Raw genomic sequence first — 17,890 nt, 5'->3', positions numbered from 1 at the left:
CGAGGCGGCGCGGGGGCGCCCTGTCACGAGGGCCGGCCGCGAGGGGGCCGGCTACGAGTGGTCGGCCACGAGGGAGAGCAGTCCGCCCTCGGGGTCGCGGATGCCGGCGACCCTGCCATAGGCGCCGTCCAGGGGTTCGCCGGTCACCTCGCCACCGAGGTCCTTGGCGCGCAGCACGGCCTCGTCGACGTCGGCGACGGTGAAGAAGACGTGCCACCGCGGCCGGACCTTGGGGTCGGCCGCCGCCTCGACGCCGCCGCCGCTGATGCCCGCGACGCTGTGCCCGTCGACGTAGAGGACGACGCGGTCGTTCTCCCACTCGACGACGTAACGGGGACCGCGCCGGTCCCAGTGGAAGACCTCGCCGTAGAACAGGGCCGCGGCGAAGGCGTCGCGGGTGCGCAGCTCGATCCAGGAGGGGGCGCCGTGCATCCGCAGCTTGCGGGCGGGGCCCTGCTCGCCCTCCCAGATGCCGAAGGAGGCGCCCATGGAGTCGGCGACCAGGGCCAGCCTCCCGGCGTCGAAGTCGAGCGGGCCGACGGCGACGGTGCCGCCGCGGTCGCGGATGTCGGAGGCGGTGGCGTCGGCGCTCTCCACGCCGAAGTACGTGGTCCAGGACACCGAGGTCTCCCAGTCCCGCGCGATGGCCCCGATGCCGGCCACCTCCGTGCCGTTGACCAGAGCACGCTCGTACGGGCCCCAGCGCGAGGGCCCGGGTTCGAACTCCCATCCGAGCAGTGGTCCGTAGAACGCCTTCGCCACGTCCAGGTCGCGTGCCATCAGGCTGACCCAGCACGGGGCGCCCGCCACACAGCAGATCTTCGTGGTGGACACGTACCGGCCTCCTTGTCCTTCCCCGCTCCCAGAATGGCGGCACCGGCTCCGAGAGGCATCTTCGGCGGCCCGTCGTGCGTACCGGGGGGCGGGCGGCCCACCCCGGCCCGGCGGCTCGGATCGCCGCAGGCCGGACCGGGCGGGTCAGTGCCCGAACAGGTGGAGGCCCCGGCGGCGGGACGGGGTCGCCGGGGTCTTGTTCGTGGCCGTCTCGTCGCCGGTCCTGGCGGCGGGGCGGGCGGGGGTGGTGTCCGGCGCGTGCTCGGCCGTGCGGGCCTGGCGGCGCAGTCGCCGCAGCTCCGTGCGGCGGCTGCGGGCCCGCCCCGCCCCGGCCAGGGCGATGACCGCAGCCAGGCAGAACACCAGGGCGAGCGCGAGACCGGCGAGGAAGGCGCCGAGGGTGTCCACGGTGGCGACGTCCGAGCCGAACAGCGTCACGGTGTAGTCGGGACCGCCTCCGAAGTTCTCCGCGATCAGGAGTCCGGTGAAAGCGGCGACGGCGGCCATGAGCACGAGTCCCAGCAGCAGCATCATGTCCTCCTCTGGGTACAGGCGTGTACGGGGACCCGGGGTGCACGAGCCCCTCCCGCTCCGCCTACCCCGGGCACGGTCACGGATGCGTCCGGCCCCCCTTGCGCAGGAAGTGCCGCAGCCGGGTGAGCGGCCAGGCGTTGACGACGTCGTCCTCTGTGAGCCAGCCCCGTTGGGCGGTGCCGACGCCGTAGCGCATGAAACCCAGGTGGACGGTGGAGTGCGCGTCGCTGTCGACGGCGAACCTCACTCCGTGCCGGCGTGCCCGCAGGATCATCTCGTCGCCGAGGTCGAGCCGGTCCGGCTGGGCGTTGACCTCCAACGCGGTGCCGGTGCGGGCGCAAGCGGCGAAGACCTCGTCGAAGTCGGCGTCGACGCCCGGGCGCCGGCCCAGCAGCCGGGTGGTGGGGTGGCCGATGATGTTGACGTACGGGTTCTCGGCGGCGCGCACCAGGCGCCGGGTGAGGGCGGCCGGGTCCTGGTGGAAGTGCGAGTGGATCGAGGCGACGCACAGGTCGAAACCGGCCAGGAACTCGTCCGGCCAGTCCACGCCCCCGTCGGGGTCGATGTTGAGTTCGGTGCCGTGCAGGACGCGCATGCCCCGGTACGCGCGGTCCAGGCGGCGGGCCTGCTCGCGCTGGGCGAGGATCTTGCCCTCGGTCATGCGCTGCATGTACAGGTTCGGCGCGTGATCGGTGACCGCGCAGTAGGCGTAGCCGCGCGCGGCCGCCGCAGCCACCATCTCCTCCAGTCCCGCGAGGCCGTCGGTCAGGTCGGTGTGGGTGTGCAGATCACCGCGGACGGCGCGCAGCTCGAGCGGCTCGGGGAGCTCCCCGGCCAGTCCCGCCTGGATCTCGCCCCGGTCCTCGCGCAAGGTGGGCGGTATCCAGGGCAGGCCCAGCCGGGCGTAGACCTCCTCCTCGGTCCGGGAGACGAGCCGATCGCCGCTCCCGGTGTCGAAGAGCCCGTACTCGGACAGCTTCAGGCCGCGGTGGACGGCCATCTCGCGGATGCGGATGTTGTGGGCCTTGGAGCCGGTGAAGTACTGCAGCGCCGCGCCCCAGGAATCGGGCGGCACCACCCGCAGGTCGACCTGGAGGCCCTTGGTAGTGCGGATCGAGGTCTTCTTCGCGCCCCGCACGATGACCTCGGCGGTGGCCGGCATCCGGGTGAACGCCTCCATGAACGGTCCCGACCGCTCGGCGGCGACGAGGACGTCGACGTCGCCGACGGTCTCCCGTATGCGGCGCAGCGAGCCGGCGTAGGCGCAGCGCTCGCAGCCGGCGAGGGCGGAGAGCTCCGCGACGACCTCCTCGGCGACCTGCATGGCGACGTTCAGCGGGACCCTGCCGCCGGAGGACTGCATCAGGCCGATGCCGTGCAGCAGATTCTCCTCGGTGCGGGCGCCGAAGCCGGGCAGGCCGCGCAGGCGCCCCTGGTGGATGGCGTCGGCGAGCTCCCGCACCGAGGCGATGTGCAGCTCCCGGTAGAGCATCATGGCCCGCTTGGGGCCGAGCGTCGGGACGGCGGTCAGCTCCCGCACACCCGCGGGGATGCGCGCGCGCAGTTCCTCGACCGCGGGGACGGTGCCGGTGCGCAGGTACTCGGTGACCTTCTCGGCCACGGACTTCCCCACGTTGGGGATCTTGCGCAGCTCCTTCTCGTCGAGCCGTGAGACGTCCTCGGGGTGGCCGCCGACGGCGCGGGCGGCCTTCTCGTAGGCGCGCGCCTTGTACGCGTCCCCGCCGGTGATCTGGATGAGGTCGGCGTACTCGCGGAGCAGGGCTTCGACCTCCTCGTTGGCCCTCGCCATGCGGGGCCCCTTCCCGCGCCGCGCCTGGACTAACGCCGCGGGCGGTCCTCCCCTCGCGGCGGTGCGGGCGATGAGGCACCGTGGAGAGGCGGCGCACCACCTGTCCCACCGATCAGGGAGGCCCCATGAGCGACCACACCTACCGGGTGACCGAGATCGTCGGCTCGTCCAGCGAGGGCCTGGACGCCGCCATCCGCAACGGGCTCAGCCGGGCCTCGGAGACCCTGCGCAACCTCGACTGGTTCGAGGTCACGCAGATCCGCGGCCACTTCGAGGACGGGCGGGTCGGTCACTACCAGGTCGGGCTGAAGGTCGGTTTCAGGCTCGAGGAGACCGGCTGATCCGCGCGAGACGCCGGCTGCGCAGGGCGACTGTCATACCCGTCGGGCAGCATGGGCCTCACCGGTGCCGGCACCGGTGAGGCCCACGACGACGGAGGCACTCCATGGTCGCGTTCCAGATCACGATCGACTGCGCGGATCCGCAGGCGCAGGCGCGCTTCTGGGCGGACGCGTTGCGCTACCGGCTGGAGGACGCGCCGGAGGGCTTCGCCACCTGGCGGGAGTACTGGCTCTCCGTCGGTGTGCCGGCGAGCGAGCTCGGCGACGGGGACTGCTGCGACTCCATCGTGGACCCGGAGGGCGGCGGGCCGCGGATCTGGTTCCAGCAGGTGCCCGAGGGCAAGGCGGTCAAGAACCGGCTCCACTTCGACGTCGCGGTGAGCGGTGGGCGAGCCGAGACACCACTGGAGATACGCAGGGAGCGGGTCGAGGCCGAGGCCGGCCGGCTGGTCGCGGCGGGCGCCTCGAGGCTGCGCGTCCTCGCCGAACCGGGCGTGGACCACTACGGGGTGGTGATGCGCGACCCGGAGGGCAACGAGTTCTGCGTCGCGTGACCTCGAGGCCGGCCTACCGACCCGGCGCCACGAGGCGGCCGACGACGCCGGACGCGTCCGACGCGGCCTCGCGCACGGCGTTCCCTCACCGGCCCGCAGCACCACCGCGCGCACGGCGACGCCGCATATGCCGGGCCGTCAGCCCCGCGGCGACCAGCACGACGGCGATCAGGGCGTACAGCTGGAAACGGGCGAGCCAGGCGTACAGGGTGCCGATACGCGTACCGGCCGCGAAGGCGAGCCCGGCCCAGACGCCGACCCAGAGGACCGCGCCGAGGGTGTTGAAGAGCAGGAAGCGCCACCAGCCCATGCCCGCGGTGCCGGCGATGATCCCGTTGGTCTGGCGCAGCCCGTCGACGAAGCGGGCGAAGAGCACGACGAGTTCGCCGCGACGGGCGAAGAACTCCTCGCCGCGCGCGAAGCGTTCGGGGGTGAGTAGGACATACCGGCCCCAGCGGTGGACCAGGGCGCGGCCGCCGCTGCGGCCGATGAGGTAGCCCAGGCAGTCGCCGGCGACGGCCGCGGCGACGGCGAGTGCGACGACGCCCGCGATGTCCATCCGCCCGGTGCCCGAGTACGCCGCCGCGACGACGAGCACGGTCTGGCCGGGCACGGGGATGCCGCCGTTGTCGAGCAGGACGAGGAGGGCGACCGCCAGGTAGCCCCAGTGGTCCAGCAGCGGGGCCAGGTCCGCGAGGGGGCCGGGGAGGGGCGGCGGGACGGCGGCCGGTGGCATGCGCTCAGCCCGCGGCCGGGGCGCGGGGGCCTTCGGGGAGTGTGAGGTTGTCGCCGGTGGCCGGGTCGAAGATCTGGACCTGGGCGGTGTCCAGCCACAGCCGCAGGCGTTCACCCTCGCGGGCCCGGGTCCTGGCGGAGAGCCTGGCGACGACCTCGGGCCCGCCCGCGCCGGTGTCGGCGAGGCCGGAGTCCGCGGCGAGTTCGGCCAGCTGCTCCGCGACGGCGGCCCCGCCCTCCTGCGCGATGTGGACGTAGACGTCGGAGCCGAGGGACTCGCGGACGTCGACGGTGACGGTGAGGGTGGCGCCGCCGCGGTCCGGGTCGACCAACTCCGCGTCCTCGAAGTGCTCGGGGCGCAGACCGGCGATGACCTCGCGCGGAGCGTCACGGCGGGCCAGGACGGCGCGCAGGCGGTCGTCGAGCGGCAGGTCGCCGAGCGGGGTGCGCAGCCGCCGCTCCTCCACCGCGGCGGGCAGGAAGTTCATCGCGGGAGACCCGATGAAGCCGGCGACGAAGAGGTTGCGGGGCCGGTCGTAGAGCTCCTGCGGCGAGCCGGTCTGCTGGACGACGCCGCCGCGCATCACGACGACACGGTCGCCGAGGGTCATGGCCTCGGTCTGGTCGTGCGTGACGTACACGGTGGTGGTGCCCAGGCGCCGCTGCAACCGGGCGATCTGGGTGCGCATCTGGACCCGCAGCTTGGCGTCGAGGTTGGACAGCGGCTCGTCCATCAGGAAGGCCTTGGGCTCGCGGACGATGGCGCGGCCCATCGCGACGCGCTGGCGCTGACCGCCGGAGAGGTTGGCGGGCCTGCGGTCGAGGTGGCCGGTGAGGTCGAGGACCCGGGCCGCCTCCTCGACCTTCTCGCGGATGACGGCCTTGTCCGCGCCGGCCAGCCGCAGGGCGAAGCCCATGTTCTGGCGGACGGTCATGTGCGGGTAGAGGGCGTAGCTCTGGAAGACCATGGCGATGTCGCGGTCCTTGGGGGCCTTGTCGTTGACGACCTGGCCGCCGATCCGGAGGGTGCCCTCGGTGATGTCCTCCAGTCCGGCGATCATGTTCAGGGTGGTGGACTTGCCGCAGCCGGAGGGCCCCACGAGGATCACGAACTCTCCGTCCGCGATGGCGAGGCTGACGTCGCGGACGGCCACCGCGCCGTCGGGGTAGCGCTTGGTGACGCCCTCGAGGGTGATCTCGGCCATGTGCGGTCCTTCAGCCCTTCACTGCGCCGGAGGTCAGTCCGGCCACGATACGCCGCTGGAACAGCAGCACGAAGACGACGATGGGGATGGTGATGACCACCGCGGCCGCAGCGATCGAACCGGTGGGCTGCTGGAACTGGGAGCTGCCGGTGAAGAAGGCGATCGCCGCCGGGACGGTGCGCGCCGCGGTGGTGGAGGTCAGCGAGATCGCGAAGAGGAAGTCGTTCCAGCAGAAGATGAAGACCAGGATCGCCGTGGTGAACACCCCGGGCGCCGCGAGCGGTGCGATGACCAGCCGGAAGGCCTGGGCCGGAGTGGCCCCGTCGACCTTGGCGGCCTTCTCCAGGTCCCAGGGGATCTCGCGGAAGAACGCCGACAGGGTGTAGATCGCCAGCGGCAGCGAGAAGGTCATGTACGGGATGATCAGGCCGGCCCAGGTGTCGAACAGCCCGAGGAAGCGCTCGATCTCGAACAGCGGCGACACCAGGGAGATGGGCGGGAACATCGCGATCAGCAGCGAGGTGCCGATCAGCAGGCGCTTGCCGGGGAAGCGCAGCCTGGCCACGGCGTAGGCGGCCATCGTGCCCAGGGTGACGGCGACGACGGTGGAGATCAGCGCGATCCCGATGGAGTTGACCAGCGCGCGGGTGAACTCGGAGGTCGCGAAGATGCCCCGGTAGTTCTCCAGCGTCCATCTGCGGGGGACGAAGCTCCCGTCGGAGAGCGTCGCGGGGTCCTTGAAGGACAGGGCGACGATCCACCACACCGGGAACAGCGCGTAAAGCACCACGACGGTGTTGACGGCGCTCCAGCCGGCGATCCGCCGCCGCTGCGCCGGGCTCGTGTTCATCGTCCCGTGTCCTCCGATCCGGGGGCGGCCGTGCCGAACAGCTTGATGAAGGAGAAGGCGATGACCGCCACGCACAGGAAGATCAGTACGGAGATCGCCGAGCCGATGCCGAGGTTCAGCGCCGTGAAGAGGTTGTCGTAGCCGAGGATCGACACGGAGCCCGTGCCGTGGGAACCCTGGGTGAGCACATAGATGTTGTCGAAGATCCGGAACGCGTCGAGGGTTCGGAACAGCAGCGCCACCAGGATGGCGGGTTTCATCAGCGGCAGCGTCACCAGTCGGAAGCGCTGCCACCTGGTGGCGCCGTCGACCATGGCCGCGCGCAGGGTCTCCTCCGGCACCAGGGCCAGCCCCGCGAGCAGCAGCAGCGCCATGAAGGGCGTGGTCTTCCACACCTCGGCCAGGATGATCAGTCCGATGGCCTTCCAGTGGTCGGTCAGCGGGGCCTCGCCCGCCGCGTCGACGAGGTAGCCGATCCCGGGGGTCCAGGCGTACTGCCAGGAGAAGGCCGCGACGACGGTCACGATGCCGTACGGCAGGAGGACCGCGGTACGCACCCCGGAGCGGCCGAGGACCGCGCGGTGCATGACGACGGCCAGGCCCATGCCGAGCGCCAGTTCCACCGCGACGGAGACGACGGTGATCAGGCAGGTCACCTGGAAGGCCTCCCACCAGAACCCGGAGCTCAGGACCGCGGCGTAGTTGTCCAGTCCGACGAACCGGGCCAGTTGCGGGAAGCGCAGGTCGTAGCGGTGCAGGGAGAGGTAGACGGCGTAGAGCACGGGGTAGGCGGTCACGGCGAGCATGACGAGCACGGCGGGGGCGCAGAGCAGCCACCCGAGGCGGCGCTCCTGCCGGGCGCCCTGCGACAGCCGCGTCACGGCACCAGCCCCTTGGACTGCAGGGCGTCCTCGATCTGCCCCCACAGGTCCCGGACGGAGGCCACCGGACGGATCTCGTCGGGTGGTGACAGGGTGTGGGAGATCGCGATGGACAGGTTCTGGTAGGCGGGGGTCTGCGGGCGCAGGGCGGCGTTCTCCAGCTCGGCGAGGACGTCCTGGGCGAAGGGGTAGCTGCGCTTCACCTGGGGGTCGTCGTAGAGGGACCGCAGGGTCGGCGGCAGGCCGCCCCGCAGCGCGGCGGCCAGCTGGTTGTCCCGGTCGCGCAGACACAGCGCCGCCTCGAAGGCGAGCTCGGGCCGGCGGCTGTGGGCGCTGACGGCGAGGTCGATTCCGCCGATGGTGACCCGTGCGGGGCGGTCGGCGTCGACCCGGGGGTAGCGGGCCCACCGCAGGTGCCGGAACAGCCGCGGGTTGTCCGCCTTCATCGCCGGATACACGAAGGGGTAGTTGACCTGGAAGGCCGCGGTGCCGGCCTCCATGGCGAGCCGGTTCTGGTCCTCCATCTGGTTGGGCAGGGAGGGGTCGGCGGCGGGCGAGACGGCCAGGTCGCGCATGATGCCCGCGGCCCGCACGGCGGGCGGGCCGAGCGAGGGCGCGGTCGCGTCGGCGTCGAGGATCGACCCGCCGGCGCTGGCGACGAGCGTGTTGAACCAGACGGTGAGCCCCTCGTACTGGGCGCCCTGCACTTCGATCCGATGGGGTCTGCCGGCCTTCGCCAGGGCGCGGGCGGTCTCCAGCATCCCCGCCCATGTCGTGGGGGGCTCCGGCACGAGGTCGGCGCGGTACCACAGCAGCTGGACGTTGGTGTTGTACGGGACGGCGTACAGGCGGTCCTTCCAGGTGGCCGTGCGCAACGGGGCGGCCAGGGTGTCCCGGGCGGCCTCGGCGCGCCGGGCGCCCGTCCACGGGCGGATCCAGCCGGCCTCGGCGAATTCCGGGGCCCAGGTGACGTCGAGGCCGAGGATGTCGAGCGCGGGGTCGCGTGCGGCCAGTCGGCGCACGAGCTGCTGCCGCTGGCCGTCGGCCGTCCGGGGAAGTTTGTGATAACGGATGGCATAGCGTCCGCCGGAGGCGCGGCTGCACCGGTCGGCGGCCCGCTGCAGCGCACCGGAGTCGTCGGGGAAGTTGTACCAGTCGAGCGTCGCCCGTCCCGTCGTCCGGGTCCCGCCGCCGCAGGCGACCGCGACGGCCGCGAGGACGAGCACCGCGGCAAGGGCCCTCGAGCGCCGCACCCTGCACGCCATAGGCACCTCGCTCCCCTGCGACCCTGCTCGGGCACACTCCGGCCCCGGACCATCAAGCCCGCCGGGGGGACGCCGACGGCGTCTCAGAAGCGTGTCGGAGCCCGGTATTCACGCGGTCGGCGCAACCGCCCCGCCGAGAGCTGTACGGGGTGCGGTGCGCTCGCCCGTGGCCGTGGTGCTCCCGTACGCCGTCGCCGGTACGGCTGCGCCGGGCGTCCGTCCACGGGCGGCGTCCGGCGTGTGGTCGGCGCGGTGGAGCCTGGGGCTGAAGGTCCTGGCGTTCCGGTGACCTGTCACTTCATCCGGGCGGAGGGGTTCGTGGCCGAGGTGGCGTCCGGCGCGTGCTCCTCGTCCTCGCCGTTCCCGCCCCGTCCGGCGGGGCACCGGTACGCGTGCGGGGGACCTGGGCCGGGCCGCCGTCGGCGGGCGGAGCCGGGACGCGGGCGCGGCGGAAGCGGGCGGCTGTTCACGGTGGGGTAGCCGAAAGCGTCGACGCGTTGTCCGCCGGCCTGGCGCTGCCGACGGCTTCGGCTGCCGGATCGCGACCCAGGTCGCGGAGGGCGCTGAGCAGGCGTGGGCGGAGGGTGCCGGGAGAGCCGGGACCGTACGGGCGCTGCCGGACGGCATCGAACGGCTGCGGGGCGAGCCGGACCCGAGAGGCGCCCGCTGTGGCCGGCGGGCGGCAGCCGGTCACCGCAGCGCCGCGCTCACGGACGCCGCTGCTCGGCCGGATGCGCCGTCAGGCCGCCGCCGCGACCGCCCGACTGCGTCCCGGGTCCCCCGGTGGGACCGGTTCCGGGCGAGACGATCGGTGATCATGCCCCATGCTGGGGGCATGGACCCGTTGAACGTGTGCGTCGCCGGGGCGACCGGCCGGACCGGGGAGGCGGTCGCGCGCGCCGTCCTGGACTCCGCGGACCTGCGGCTGCGGACGGCCGTGGCCCGGTCGGCGGCCGGCGCGGATCTCGGGGTGGTGTGGGGCGGTCCTGATCTCGGGGTACCGGTCTTCAGCACGGTCGACGACGCGCTCGACGATGTGGACGTGCTGATCGACTACACCTCGCACACCGCGGTCGGGCGTCACGTGCGGACCGCCGTGATGCGCGGGGTGCACGTCGTGGTCGGCTCGTCCGGGCTGTCCGGCGCCGACTACGAGGAGATCGCCGCGCTGGCCGAGGAGCGCGGGGTCGGCGTGGTGGCCGCGGCGAACTTCTCACTGACCGCGGCGGTGGCGCAGGCGGCCGCCCGGCTGGCGACCCGGTACCTGCCCCACTGGGAGATCATCGACTACGCCTCCGCGACCGAACCGGGCGCCCCCAGCGGCACCGCACGCGAACTCGCCGAACTGATGGGCTCCGTACACCGCCCCGAGTACGCCGTGGACCCGGAACACACGGCCGGGCACCCGCAGGCCCGAGGCGCCTCGATCGCAGGCACACAGGTGCACTCGCTGCGCCTGCCGGGCTACCAGCTCGCCGTGGAGGCGCAGTTCGGGCTGCCGGACGAGCGTCTGGTCATCCGGCACGAGGCGGGTGCCTCCCCGGTCCCGTACGTCGCGGGAACCCTGCTCGCCGCTCGCGCGGCCTTGGCACACCGGGGTCTGCTGCGCGGTCTTGACGCTCTGTTGCTCGGCGGCGACTGACCTTCCGACGACTCGTGGCACTGCGTCACTTCCTTGGCCACGCTGTCGCCCGGACGCTCCGCTCGACGGGCGGCGGTTGACCGCCGGACGTACGACTGGAACCCAGGGGCGGCGGCGACCGCCGCCCGCCACGCGTCCGAAGGAAGGACCTCCATGCGAACCAGTCTGATGCGCCGCACGGCTCTCGGCGTCGCGACCGGACTTCTTGCCACCGGCCTCCTGGCCGCCTCGACCGGCAGCGCTGTCGCCACGCCTGGCACCGACGACGGCAGGAACGGCTCCCACAGCAACGGCAGTGACGACTACGGCAACGACGACAACGGATACGGCGGGGACAACGGCTACGGCGGGGGCAACGGGGACAGCGGTTACGGCGACAGCGGCCGCGGCGGCGGAGGCGGCGGTGGTGGCGGAGGCGGTGACAACGGCGGCTACGGCGACAGCGGCAACGGCCGCGGTGGCAACGGCGGCAGCGGTTCCGACTGGGACGGCAACGGCCGCGGGGGCAACGGCGGGAACGGCGGCTACGGCGACAGCGACAACGGCCACGGGGACAACGGCGGGAACGGCGGCTACGGCGACAGCGGCAACGGCCGCGGTGGCAACGGCGGCAGCGGTTCCGACTGGGACGGCAACGGCCGTGGGGACAACGGCGGGAACGGCCGCGGGGGCAACGGCGGGAACGGCGGCTACGGCGACAACGGCCGCGGGGGCAACGGCGGGAACGGCGGGAACGGCGACAGCGACAACGGCCGCGGCGGCGGTTCCGACTGGGACTACGACGATGGCGACGACAACGGCCGCGACAACGGAAACGGCAACGGCGAAAAGAACAACGGCAAGGGAGGAAAGGGCGGCAAGGGAGGAAAGGGAGACAACGGCGACAAGGCGACCTACAAGGACAAGGACGACGACAACGGGAAGGGCAGCAGCAAGGGCGGCAAGGGAGGAAAGAGCAGCAAGGGCAAGAGCGACAAGGGAGGAAAGGGCGGCAAGGGCCACGACAAGGGCCATGACAAGAAGCACAAGAAGCACCACAAGAAGCAGTGCAACAAGCACGGGTACCGGTTCAGCTTCAGCTACAAGTACAGCTATGGCGGCGGCAAGGGGTTCGGCAAGGGCGTCCACGCCCTCGCCCCCGGCAAGGGCCACCACAGCTTCGGCTTCGCGTTCGGCGACAAGTTCGCCCGCGGTTACGGAGGTCTGTACGACCACGGTGTGATGAACGTGCTGATCTGACGCGGGGCTGCCCGCCGGGTACGACGAGGGCCGGGAGGAACGTTGTGTTCCTCCCGGCCCCGCGTATGCGACGGCTGAACGCCTCAGTTGAGGTCGGCTGCCTTGATGTAGCCGCTTTCGACCAGAACCTTCTTGTAGTTGGACTTGTCGACGCCGACCGGGTCGAGGAGGTACGCCGGCACGATCTTGTTGCCGTTGTCGTTCGTCTCGGTGTCGTTGACCTCGGGCCGCTTGTTGGTGATCAGGTCCTCGGCCATCTTTGCCGCGACGGCGGCGAGCTTGCGGGTGTCCTTGTAGACCGTCATGGACTGATCGCCCTTGATGATCTCCCGCACCGACTCGATCTCGGCGTCCTGACCGGTGATGATCGGCATCGGCTTGGCGCTGGTGCCGTAGCCCTTGCCCTTGAGGGCCTTGATGACGCCGCGCGCGATGCCGTCGTTGGGGGCGAGGACGGCGTCCACGGTCGAGCTGCCCTTGTAGTAGTCCTTCAGCCGGGTCTCCATCGTCTCGGCGGCGACTTCCCCGTCCCACTTGAAGATGGTGACCTGGCTCAGCCGGGTCTGGTCGCTCTTGACGACCAGCTGACCGTCCTTGATGTATTCGTACAGCGTGTCCATGGCGCCCTTGAAGAAGCCCTGGACGTTGTTGTCGTTGGCGTCGCCGGCGAACAGCTCGATGTTGTAGGGGCCGGCGTTGCCGCCCTTCTTCAGCCCGAGCTTGTCGATGATGTACTTGGCCTGGAGCTGCCCGACCCGGTAGTTGTTGAAGCTCGCGTAGTAGTCGACGTTGCTGGAGCCCAGCAGCAGACGGTCGTAGGCGATGACCTTGACGCCGGCGCGGGCCGCCTTCTGCAGCGCGTCGCCCAGCTCGAATCCGTCGACGGCACCGATGATCAGGACCTTGTCGCCCCGGGCGATCATGTCCTCGACCTGGTCGACCTGCTTGTCGACGCTGTCGGCCGCGTACTGGAGGTCGGTCGCGTACCCCTGGTCCTTGAACAGCTTGACCATGCTTTCGCCTTCGTTGATCCACCGGGTCTGCGCCCGGGTGGGGAGGGCGATGCCCACGGTGACCTGACCCCCCTGCCCCGAGTCGTTGCTGCAGCCAGTGGCCGCGACCGTCAGGGAGAGCGCGAGGACCACCAGGGTCGAGGTGCGCAGTCTGGCAGATCCGCCAGCGTGCATGGGACTCAGTTCCTTTCGGGCCGAACAAAGGTGTGCTCTCATCGCCCACCCCCGAGAGCGACAGTGTTCGGGCCCGACACGGAGTTCCGCTACAGCCCAGCGATCCGCCGGAGCCCGGTGAACTGCTGATGCGTCAGGCCCGAGGAGTGCTGTGGGAGGCTGACGGCGGCACGCCGCGCTCCCGGTCCCGATGAGGTCCGTGACCACCGGACGCCACCTGGATGGATACCTCGAAGTTGGATCCGGACGATAGCACAGCCACTCGCACCGATGTTCAGCCGACCGGCGCTGCGTTCGGGCTCGCCAGGGTGTCACTGCCGGGCACCGGCTGGGAGGCATCGTCACCCAGTGCGACGATCCGGTTACCGGCGTCGACGTGCACCACGCGCGGCCGCAATTCGCGGGCCTCCGCGTCGTCCACCTGCGCATAGCTGATCAGGATGACCATGTCGCCGGGGTGCACCAGATGGGCGGCCGCGCCGTTGATGCCGATCACTCCCGAGCCGCGGCGGCCCTCGATGACATACGTCTCCAGCCGGGCGCCGTTGGTGATGTCAACGATGTGGACCAGCTCGCCGGGCAGCAGGTCGGCGGCGTCCATCAGATCGCGGTCCACGGTGACGGACCCGACGTAGTGCAGATCCGCCTCCGTCACGGTGGCACGATGGATCTTGGACTTGAACATTGTACGCATCATGGAGGCACTCCTGGACATCGGCTCCCTGCCTGCTTTCTTGCAGGTCAAGGGCGGCTGCCTACCCTACAACGAGTCGCAAGTTCAGGCAGTATTCCCCAGCTGTCCCAGGACGCTGACCATGTGCACCACGGCACGGCCCGCGTGAGGCAGCCGCCTCGGCCGATACCCGGGCACTGCGACCGCTGGTCGACCCGCGCCGCTCCGGGCCGGCCATGGTCGCCGACGCGCATGGCGTGGTCGCGCGCCGCGTGGAGACGATCGGACAGCACCCGCCGTTGTGCGGAGCATCGACGAGGCAACAAGCACTCGTGTACCCAGCGGCCCGCGCCGGCCACGGCACACGACAACTGCGGGCAGCGGTCGACCAGGCGTTGCGCCTGCTCGACTGAGCCCCGGCACGGCGCCCGGCGGTTCTCCCGCGAGCAGTGATCGGCGGGTGTCCTCGTGTACTCCATCACCGGGTGCGCTGGTGCCGTCACCTGGTTTCAGCCGTGGTGAGGTGGCGGATGCGTCAGGCCCTTCCCATAGATCGGCGTCCAGGAAGCGAGCAGCCCTGGTGATGCTCCCCCGGCATCGAGCGGACGTCCAGATCGATCTCGGCCAGTCAGATCGCCGGCAGGGAGTCGGCTGCCCTCAACCCATCGCCGTACTCAGCCATTCGGAGTGATCGCCCGATTGACCGCACGGGTCTCGAGCCTTAGCGTGTCCACGCCAACGGACCTCGTCGGCAGCGTCTGCCGGGGGAGCACCGGCTTGTCGCGCACTCTACGAGGGAGTCACCTTGCAGAGATCACGAAGAATGACGGTCGCAAGCGCCGTGGCCGGGGTCGCCGCACTGGCGCTGATCACCACGGGTACGGCCGCCGCGCCACCCTCCTACGCCACATCGCAAACGCCCCGGGCCGCGACGGTCACCCACGCACCACCCGGTGCCACATCGACGCCGGGCGGCGCCCGGCAGGTGCAACTCGTCACCGGCGACCGGGTGAGTCTCGACAGCACGGGAAAGGTGTCGGGCTTCTTACCGGCTCCCGGCCGGGAAGCCGTTCCGTTCCATATCCACACGGGTGGCGGGCACACCTATGTGTTCCCCTCCGACGTGGGCGGCCTCATCGCTACGGGCACACTGGACCAGCGGCTCTTCGACGTCGCCGAACTGAGCAGACCCGAGTACCGCCGGTTGGCCGGCGACGGGCTCCCGCTGATCGTCACGTACTCCGGAACGCGCCCCGAGGCGAGGAAGCAGCTGAGCGCGGACCCGGACGCACGGGTACGGGCGAAGCTCGACACCGTCAACGGGGACGCGCTGACCGTCAGCCAGGAGGGCGCGGCCGCCCTCTGGGGATCCCTCACCGACACCTCGGACGCCCGGGCACGGCTCGCCTCGGGCGTACGGACCATCAGCCTGGACGGCAGGGCCCAGGCCTCACTCGACGTCAGCACGAAGCAGATCGGCGCACCGACGGCATGGGCGGCCGGATATGACGGAACCGGTGTCAAGGTGGCCGTCGTCGACACCGGCATCGACACCGGGCATCAGGATCTCGCGGAGAACGTCGTCGCGGAGAAGAACTTCACCAGCTCGCCCGACGCCAAGGACCACTACGGGCACGGCACCCACGTCGCCTCGATCATCGCCGGCTCCGGCGCACAGTCCGACGGCCGGTACCGGGGAGTGGCGCCGGGCGCCGAGCTGATCAACGTGAAGGTGCTCGACGACTTCGGGGGCGGTTTCGACTCCGAGATCATCGAGGGCATGGAGTGGGCCGTCGACCAGGGTGCCGCGGTCGTCAACATGTCACTGGGCAGCGCTGACGAACCGGGCGTGGACGTCCTGGAAGAGGCGGTGAACCGGCTCTCCGACCGGGCACTCTTCGTCGTCGCGGCCGGGAACTCGGGACCCGAGGCATCCACCCTCGGCAGCCCGGGCACCGCCGACGCGGCGCTCACGGTGGGCGCGGTGGACAAGACGGACGCACTGGCGGACTTCTCCTCACGTGGTCCGCGCGTCGACAGCGGTGCGCTCAAACCCGATCTGACCGCGCCGGGCGTGGGCATCGCGGCGGCCGGCGCCGCGGGCAGCCTCCTGGAGACCGCGCCCGAGACCGGGCACCCGGCGCCTGGCTACTTCTCGCTCGACGGCACGTCCATGGCCGCACCGCATGTCGCCGGAGCCGCGGCGATGCTCGCACAGCAGCACCCCGACTGGAAGGGCGCCGAGATCAAGGCGGCACTCGTCGGGTCCGCCAAGCCTCTCCCGTACCGCGTCTCGGAGACCGGCAGCGGACGGGTGGACGTCGCGGCCGCGATCGGGCAGGTGGTCGTCGCGGAGCCGGTGTCACTCGACTTCGGGACCCAGGCCTGGCCCCACGACGACGGCGAGGGCCCGATCACCAAAGCCGTCACCTACCGCAACACCGGCACCACCGATGTGACCCTCGACCTGGCGGTGAGCGGCACAGGCCCGACGGGCGCCCCCGCCCCCGACGGCTTCTTCGCCCTCGGCGCGCAGCGTCTCACCGTGCCCGCGGGCGGCACCGCCTCCGCTGACATCACCGCGGACACCGCCAAGGCCGGCACCGACTACGGCGTCTACGACCTCGCCCTCACCGCGACCGGTGCGGGCCGACCCGTCCGCACCGTCGGAGCGGTGAACTACGAACCCCCCATGTACGACCTGTCCTTCGAGGCCTTCCACCGCGATGGCGGCCGGCCGGCCTGGCACGAATGGTCGGGCTATGTGTACGACTTCGACACCGGCGAGTTCCTGGAGTGGATCAAGGGCGACGACGGCCGGCAGACGGTGCGGCTTCCCGAGGGCACCTACGCCGTCGTCGGTGATGTCTGGCCGGAGGATTCTCGCAGCGACGACTGGTTCTCGGCGCCGAAACTGACGTTGGACAAGGACACCAAGCTCGCCTTCGACGCCCGTCTCACCAAGCCGGTCGACGTCACCGTGCCCGATCCGGACGCCACCCTCATGACCGGAAACATCACCGTCGTCACCACGTCCGGCGGCGCCACGAACTCCACCCGGCTCGGCCTCTACGACTGGGAACTGGGCACCGGGACCATGCAGATCGGGCCGTCCCTGCGTCGCGACGAAGTGACGTCGTACCTCCACGAACAGTGGAACTCGCCCAAGGGCGAATACCAGGTCGCCCACACGCTCAAGGGACGCGTCTACACGGGGCACACCCAGCACGTGAAGCAGTCGGATCTCGCCAAGGTGCTCTACCGGGTGGGATCCGCGGGAGCCACCGGGGGGTGGGCGAAGCACCAGACGCTTCCGGCCCTCGCCCGTGAGACCGGTTTCGTGTACGTCAACCTGCCCACCACCCTGACGGCCTACGTCCAGGGCGGATACGGCTGGCACCACACGGCCGAGATCTACGGCGGCGGCTGGATCCAGAACGACCTCACCTCAGCGGACGAGACCTTCACAGCGGGACGCACCTACCACCGGGACATCAACATCGGCGTGTTCGGGCCGAAGGCTGGCACCGGCTTCGGACTGGTCCGCGACGGTGACACCCTCACCGGCCTCATCAGCCCGTTCTCCGACGGCGCCGGTAACACCGGTGCCGGCAGGTACAACCCGGACACCGCCTCGACCACGCTCTACCGCGACGGAAAGGTGTACGCCACAGCAGCGGACATGGTGGACTTCGCGACCTTCACTCTGCCCCCGGGCAAGGCCCAGTACCGGCTGGTCACCACCGTCGGCCGGGACGCGGAGCCGGGAGGCGCGAACGTGAGCACCCGGGTCACGGCCGAGTACTCCTTCACCTCCGCACGCACCAAGGGCGCCGTGGCGGTTCCCACCACCGCGATCCGCTACAGCCCCACGCTCAGCACCGACTCCACCGCAGTCGGCGGCAGCACACTGAAGGTCCCCGTCACCGTCGAAGGATCAGCGGCCGGGCGCCACCTCAAGGCGCTCCGGGTGTACGCCTCGTTCGACTCGGGGTCCACATGGTCCCGGGTGACGGTGAAACAGGACGAGGTCACCGTCCACAACCCGCCGGCCGGCGGCTCCGTCTCCTTCAAGGCGGAGGTCGAGGACAAGAGCGGCAACAAGACGGTTCAGACGATCATCGACGCCTACCGCACCAC

The 17,890-nt window shown here is 71.2% G+C and carries 15 protein-coding genes; 5 read left to right on the top strand and 10 right to left on the bottom strand.

Annotated elements, in window-relative coordinates:
- Nucleotides 1–51: 51 nt before the first annotated feature.
- The 3 genes from ACRWND_RS23420 to polX form a co-directional block, all read right to left on the bottom strand.
- Nucleotides 52–834 (bottom strand): VOC family protein, encoded by a 783-nt coding sequence (locus ACRWND_RS23420; RefSeq protein ID WP_431952551.1) that lies wholly within the window; start codon nt 832–834, stop codon nt 52–54.
- A gap of 144 nt (nt 835–978) precedes the next feature.
- Nucleotides 979–1,368 (bottom strand): hypothetical protein, encoded by a 390-nt coding sequence (locus ACRWND_RS23415; protein WP_431952549.1) that lies wholly within the window; start codon nt 1,366–1,368, stop codon nt 979–981.
- Nucleotides 1,369–1,444: 76 nt separating this feature from the next.
- Nucleotides 1,445–3,178: a DNA polymerase/3'-5' exonuclease PolX gene (gene polX / locus ACRWND_RS23410; RefSeq protein WP_431952547.1), complete on the bottom strand. Its 1,734-nt coding sequence runs from the start codon at nt 3,176–3,178 to the stop codon at nt 1,445–1,447.
- A 125-nt stretch (nt 3,179–3,303) separates the two neighbouring features.
- Between polX and ACRWND_RS23405 the strand changes: the two genes are divergently transcribed.
- Together ACRWND_RS23405 and ACRWND_RS23400 are read left to right on the top strand one after the other, a co-directional pair.
- A complete protein-coding gene (locus ACRWND_RS23405) occupies nt 3,304–3,519 on the top strand; it encodes a dodecin (RefSeq protein ID WP_431952545.1) in 216 nt (71 codons plus the stop codon).
- Nucleotides 3,520–3,623: 104 nt separating this feature from the next.
- The gene (locus ACRWND_RS23400) at nt 3,624–4,073 is read left to right on the top strand and encodes a VOC family protein (protein WP_431952543.1); all 450 of its coding nucleotides are present in this window, start codon (nt 3,624–3,626) and stop codon (nt 4,071–4,073) included.
- Nucleotides 4,074–4,158: 85 nt separating this feature from the next.
- Here ACRWND_RS23400 and ACRWND_RS23395 read toward each other — a convergent pair whose 3' ends face one another.
- From ACRWND_RS23395 to ACRWND_RS23375, 5 genes are read right to left on the bottom strand one after another with little or no spacing between them, the layout of a single operon-like run.
- Nucleotides 4,159–4,809, bottom strand: coding sequence for a DedA family protein (locus ACRWND_RS23395; RefSeq protein WP_431952541.1), 651 nt, complete (start codon nt 4,807–4,809; stop codon nt 4,159–4,161).
- 4 nt (nt 4,810–4,813) lie between these two features.
- Nucleotides 4,814–6,013, bottom strand: a complete 1,200-nt coding sequence (locus ACRWND_RS23390) for an ABC transporter ATP-binding protein (protein ID WP_431952539.1) — start codon at nt 6,011–6,013, stop codon at nt 4,814–4,816.
- Nucleotides 6,014–6,023: 10 nt separating this feature from the next.
- Nucleotides 6,024–6,863: a carbohydrate ABC transporter permease gene (locus tag ACRWND_RS23385; protein WP_431952537.1), complete on the bottom strand. Its 840-nt coding sequence runs from the start codon at nt 6,861–6,863 to the stop codon at nt 6,024–6,026.
- On the bottom strand, nt 6,860–7,744 hold the full coding sequence (locus ACRWND_RS23380) for a carbohydrate ABC transporter permease (protein ID WP_431952535.1): 885 nt from the start codon (nt 7,742–7,744) through the stop codon (nt 6,860–6,862). The genes ACRWND_RS23385 and ACRWND_RS23380 overlap by 4 nt, the downstream gene beginning before the upstream one ends.
- On the bottom strand, nt 7,741–8,997 hold the full coding sequence (locus ACRWND_RS23375; protein WP_431952533.1) for an ABC transporter substrate-binding protein: 1,257 nt from the start codon (nt 8,995–8,997) through the stop codon (nt 7,741–7,743). Before ACRWND_RS23375 ends, ACRWND_RS23380 begins: the two co-directional genes overlap by 4 nt.
- A gap of 847 nt (nt 8,998–9,844) precedes the next feature.
- On the opposite strand from ACRWND_RS23375, the gene dapB reads away from it, so the two are divergent.
- Together dapB and ACRWND_RS23365 are read left to right on the top strand one after the other, a co-directional pair.
- Nucleotides 9,845–10,651 carry a 4-hydroxy-tetrahydrodipicolinate reductase gene (gene dapB / locus ACRWND_RS23370; RefSeq protein WP_431952531.1) on the top strand — a complete coding sequence of 269 codons (807 nt, stop codon included), beginning with the start codon at nt 9,845–9,847 and terminating at the stop codon, nt 10,649–10,651.
- A 153-nt stretch (nt 10,652–10,804) separates the two neighbouring features.
- On the top strand, nt 10,805–11,890 hold the full coding sequence (locus ACRWND_RS23365) for a hypothetical protein (protein WP_431952529.1): 1,086 nt from the start codon (nt 10,805–10,807) through the stop codon (nt 11,888–11,890).
- 83 nt (nt 11,891–11,973) lie between these two features.
- Here ACRWND_RS23365 and chvE read toward each other — a convergent pair whose 3' ends face one another.
- Together chvE and panD are read right to left on the bottom strand one after the other, a co-directional pair.
- The gene (gene chvE / locus ACRWND_RS23360) at nt 11,974–13,077 is read right to left on the bottom strand and encodes a multiple monosaccharide ABC transporter substrate-binding protein (RefSeq protein ID WP_431952527.1); all 1,104 of its coding nucleotides are present in this window, start codon (nt 13,075–13,077) and stop codon (nt 11,974–11,976) included.
- A gap of 274 nt (nt 13,078–13,351) precedes the next feature.
- Nucleotides 13,352–13,774, bottom strand: coding sequence for an aspartate 1-decarboxylase (panD, locus tag ACRWND_RS23355; RefSeq protein ID WP_431952525.1), 423 nt, complete (start codon nt 13,772–13,774; stop codon nt 13,352–13,354).
- Nucleotides 13,775–14,573: 799 nt separating this feature from the next.
- On the opposite strand from panD, the gene ACRWND_RS23350 reads away from it, so the two are divergent.
- Nucleotides 14,574–17,890 (top strand): S8 family peptidase (locus ACRWND_RS23350; RefSeq protein WP_431952523.1); only part of this gene is annotated, 3,317 nt, incomplete at its 3' end.

The organism is Actinacidiphila sp. bgisy167 (genome assembly GCF_965342175.1).
Classification (GTDB): Bacteria; Actinomycetota; Actinomycetes; order Streptomycetales; family Streptomycetaceae; genus Actinacidiphila.
The sequence above is the reverse complement of the archived record's forward strand: the minus strand, read 5'-3'. Positions and strand labels throughout refer to the sequence as shown.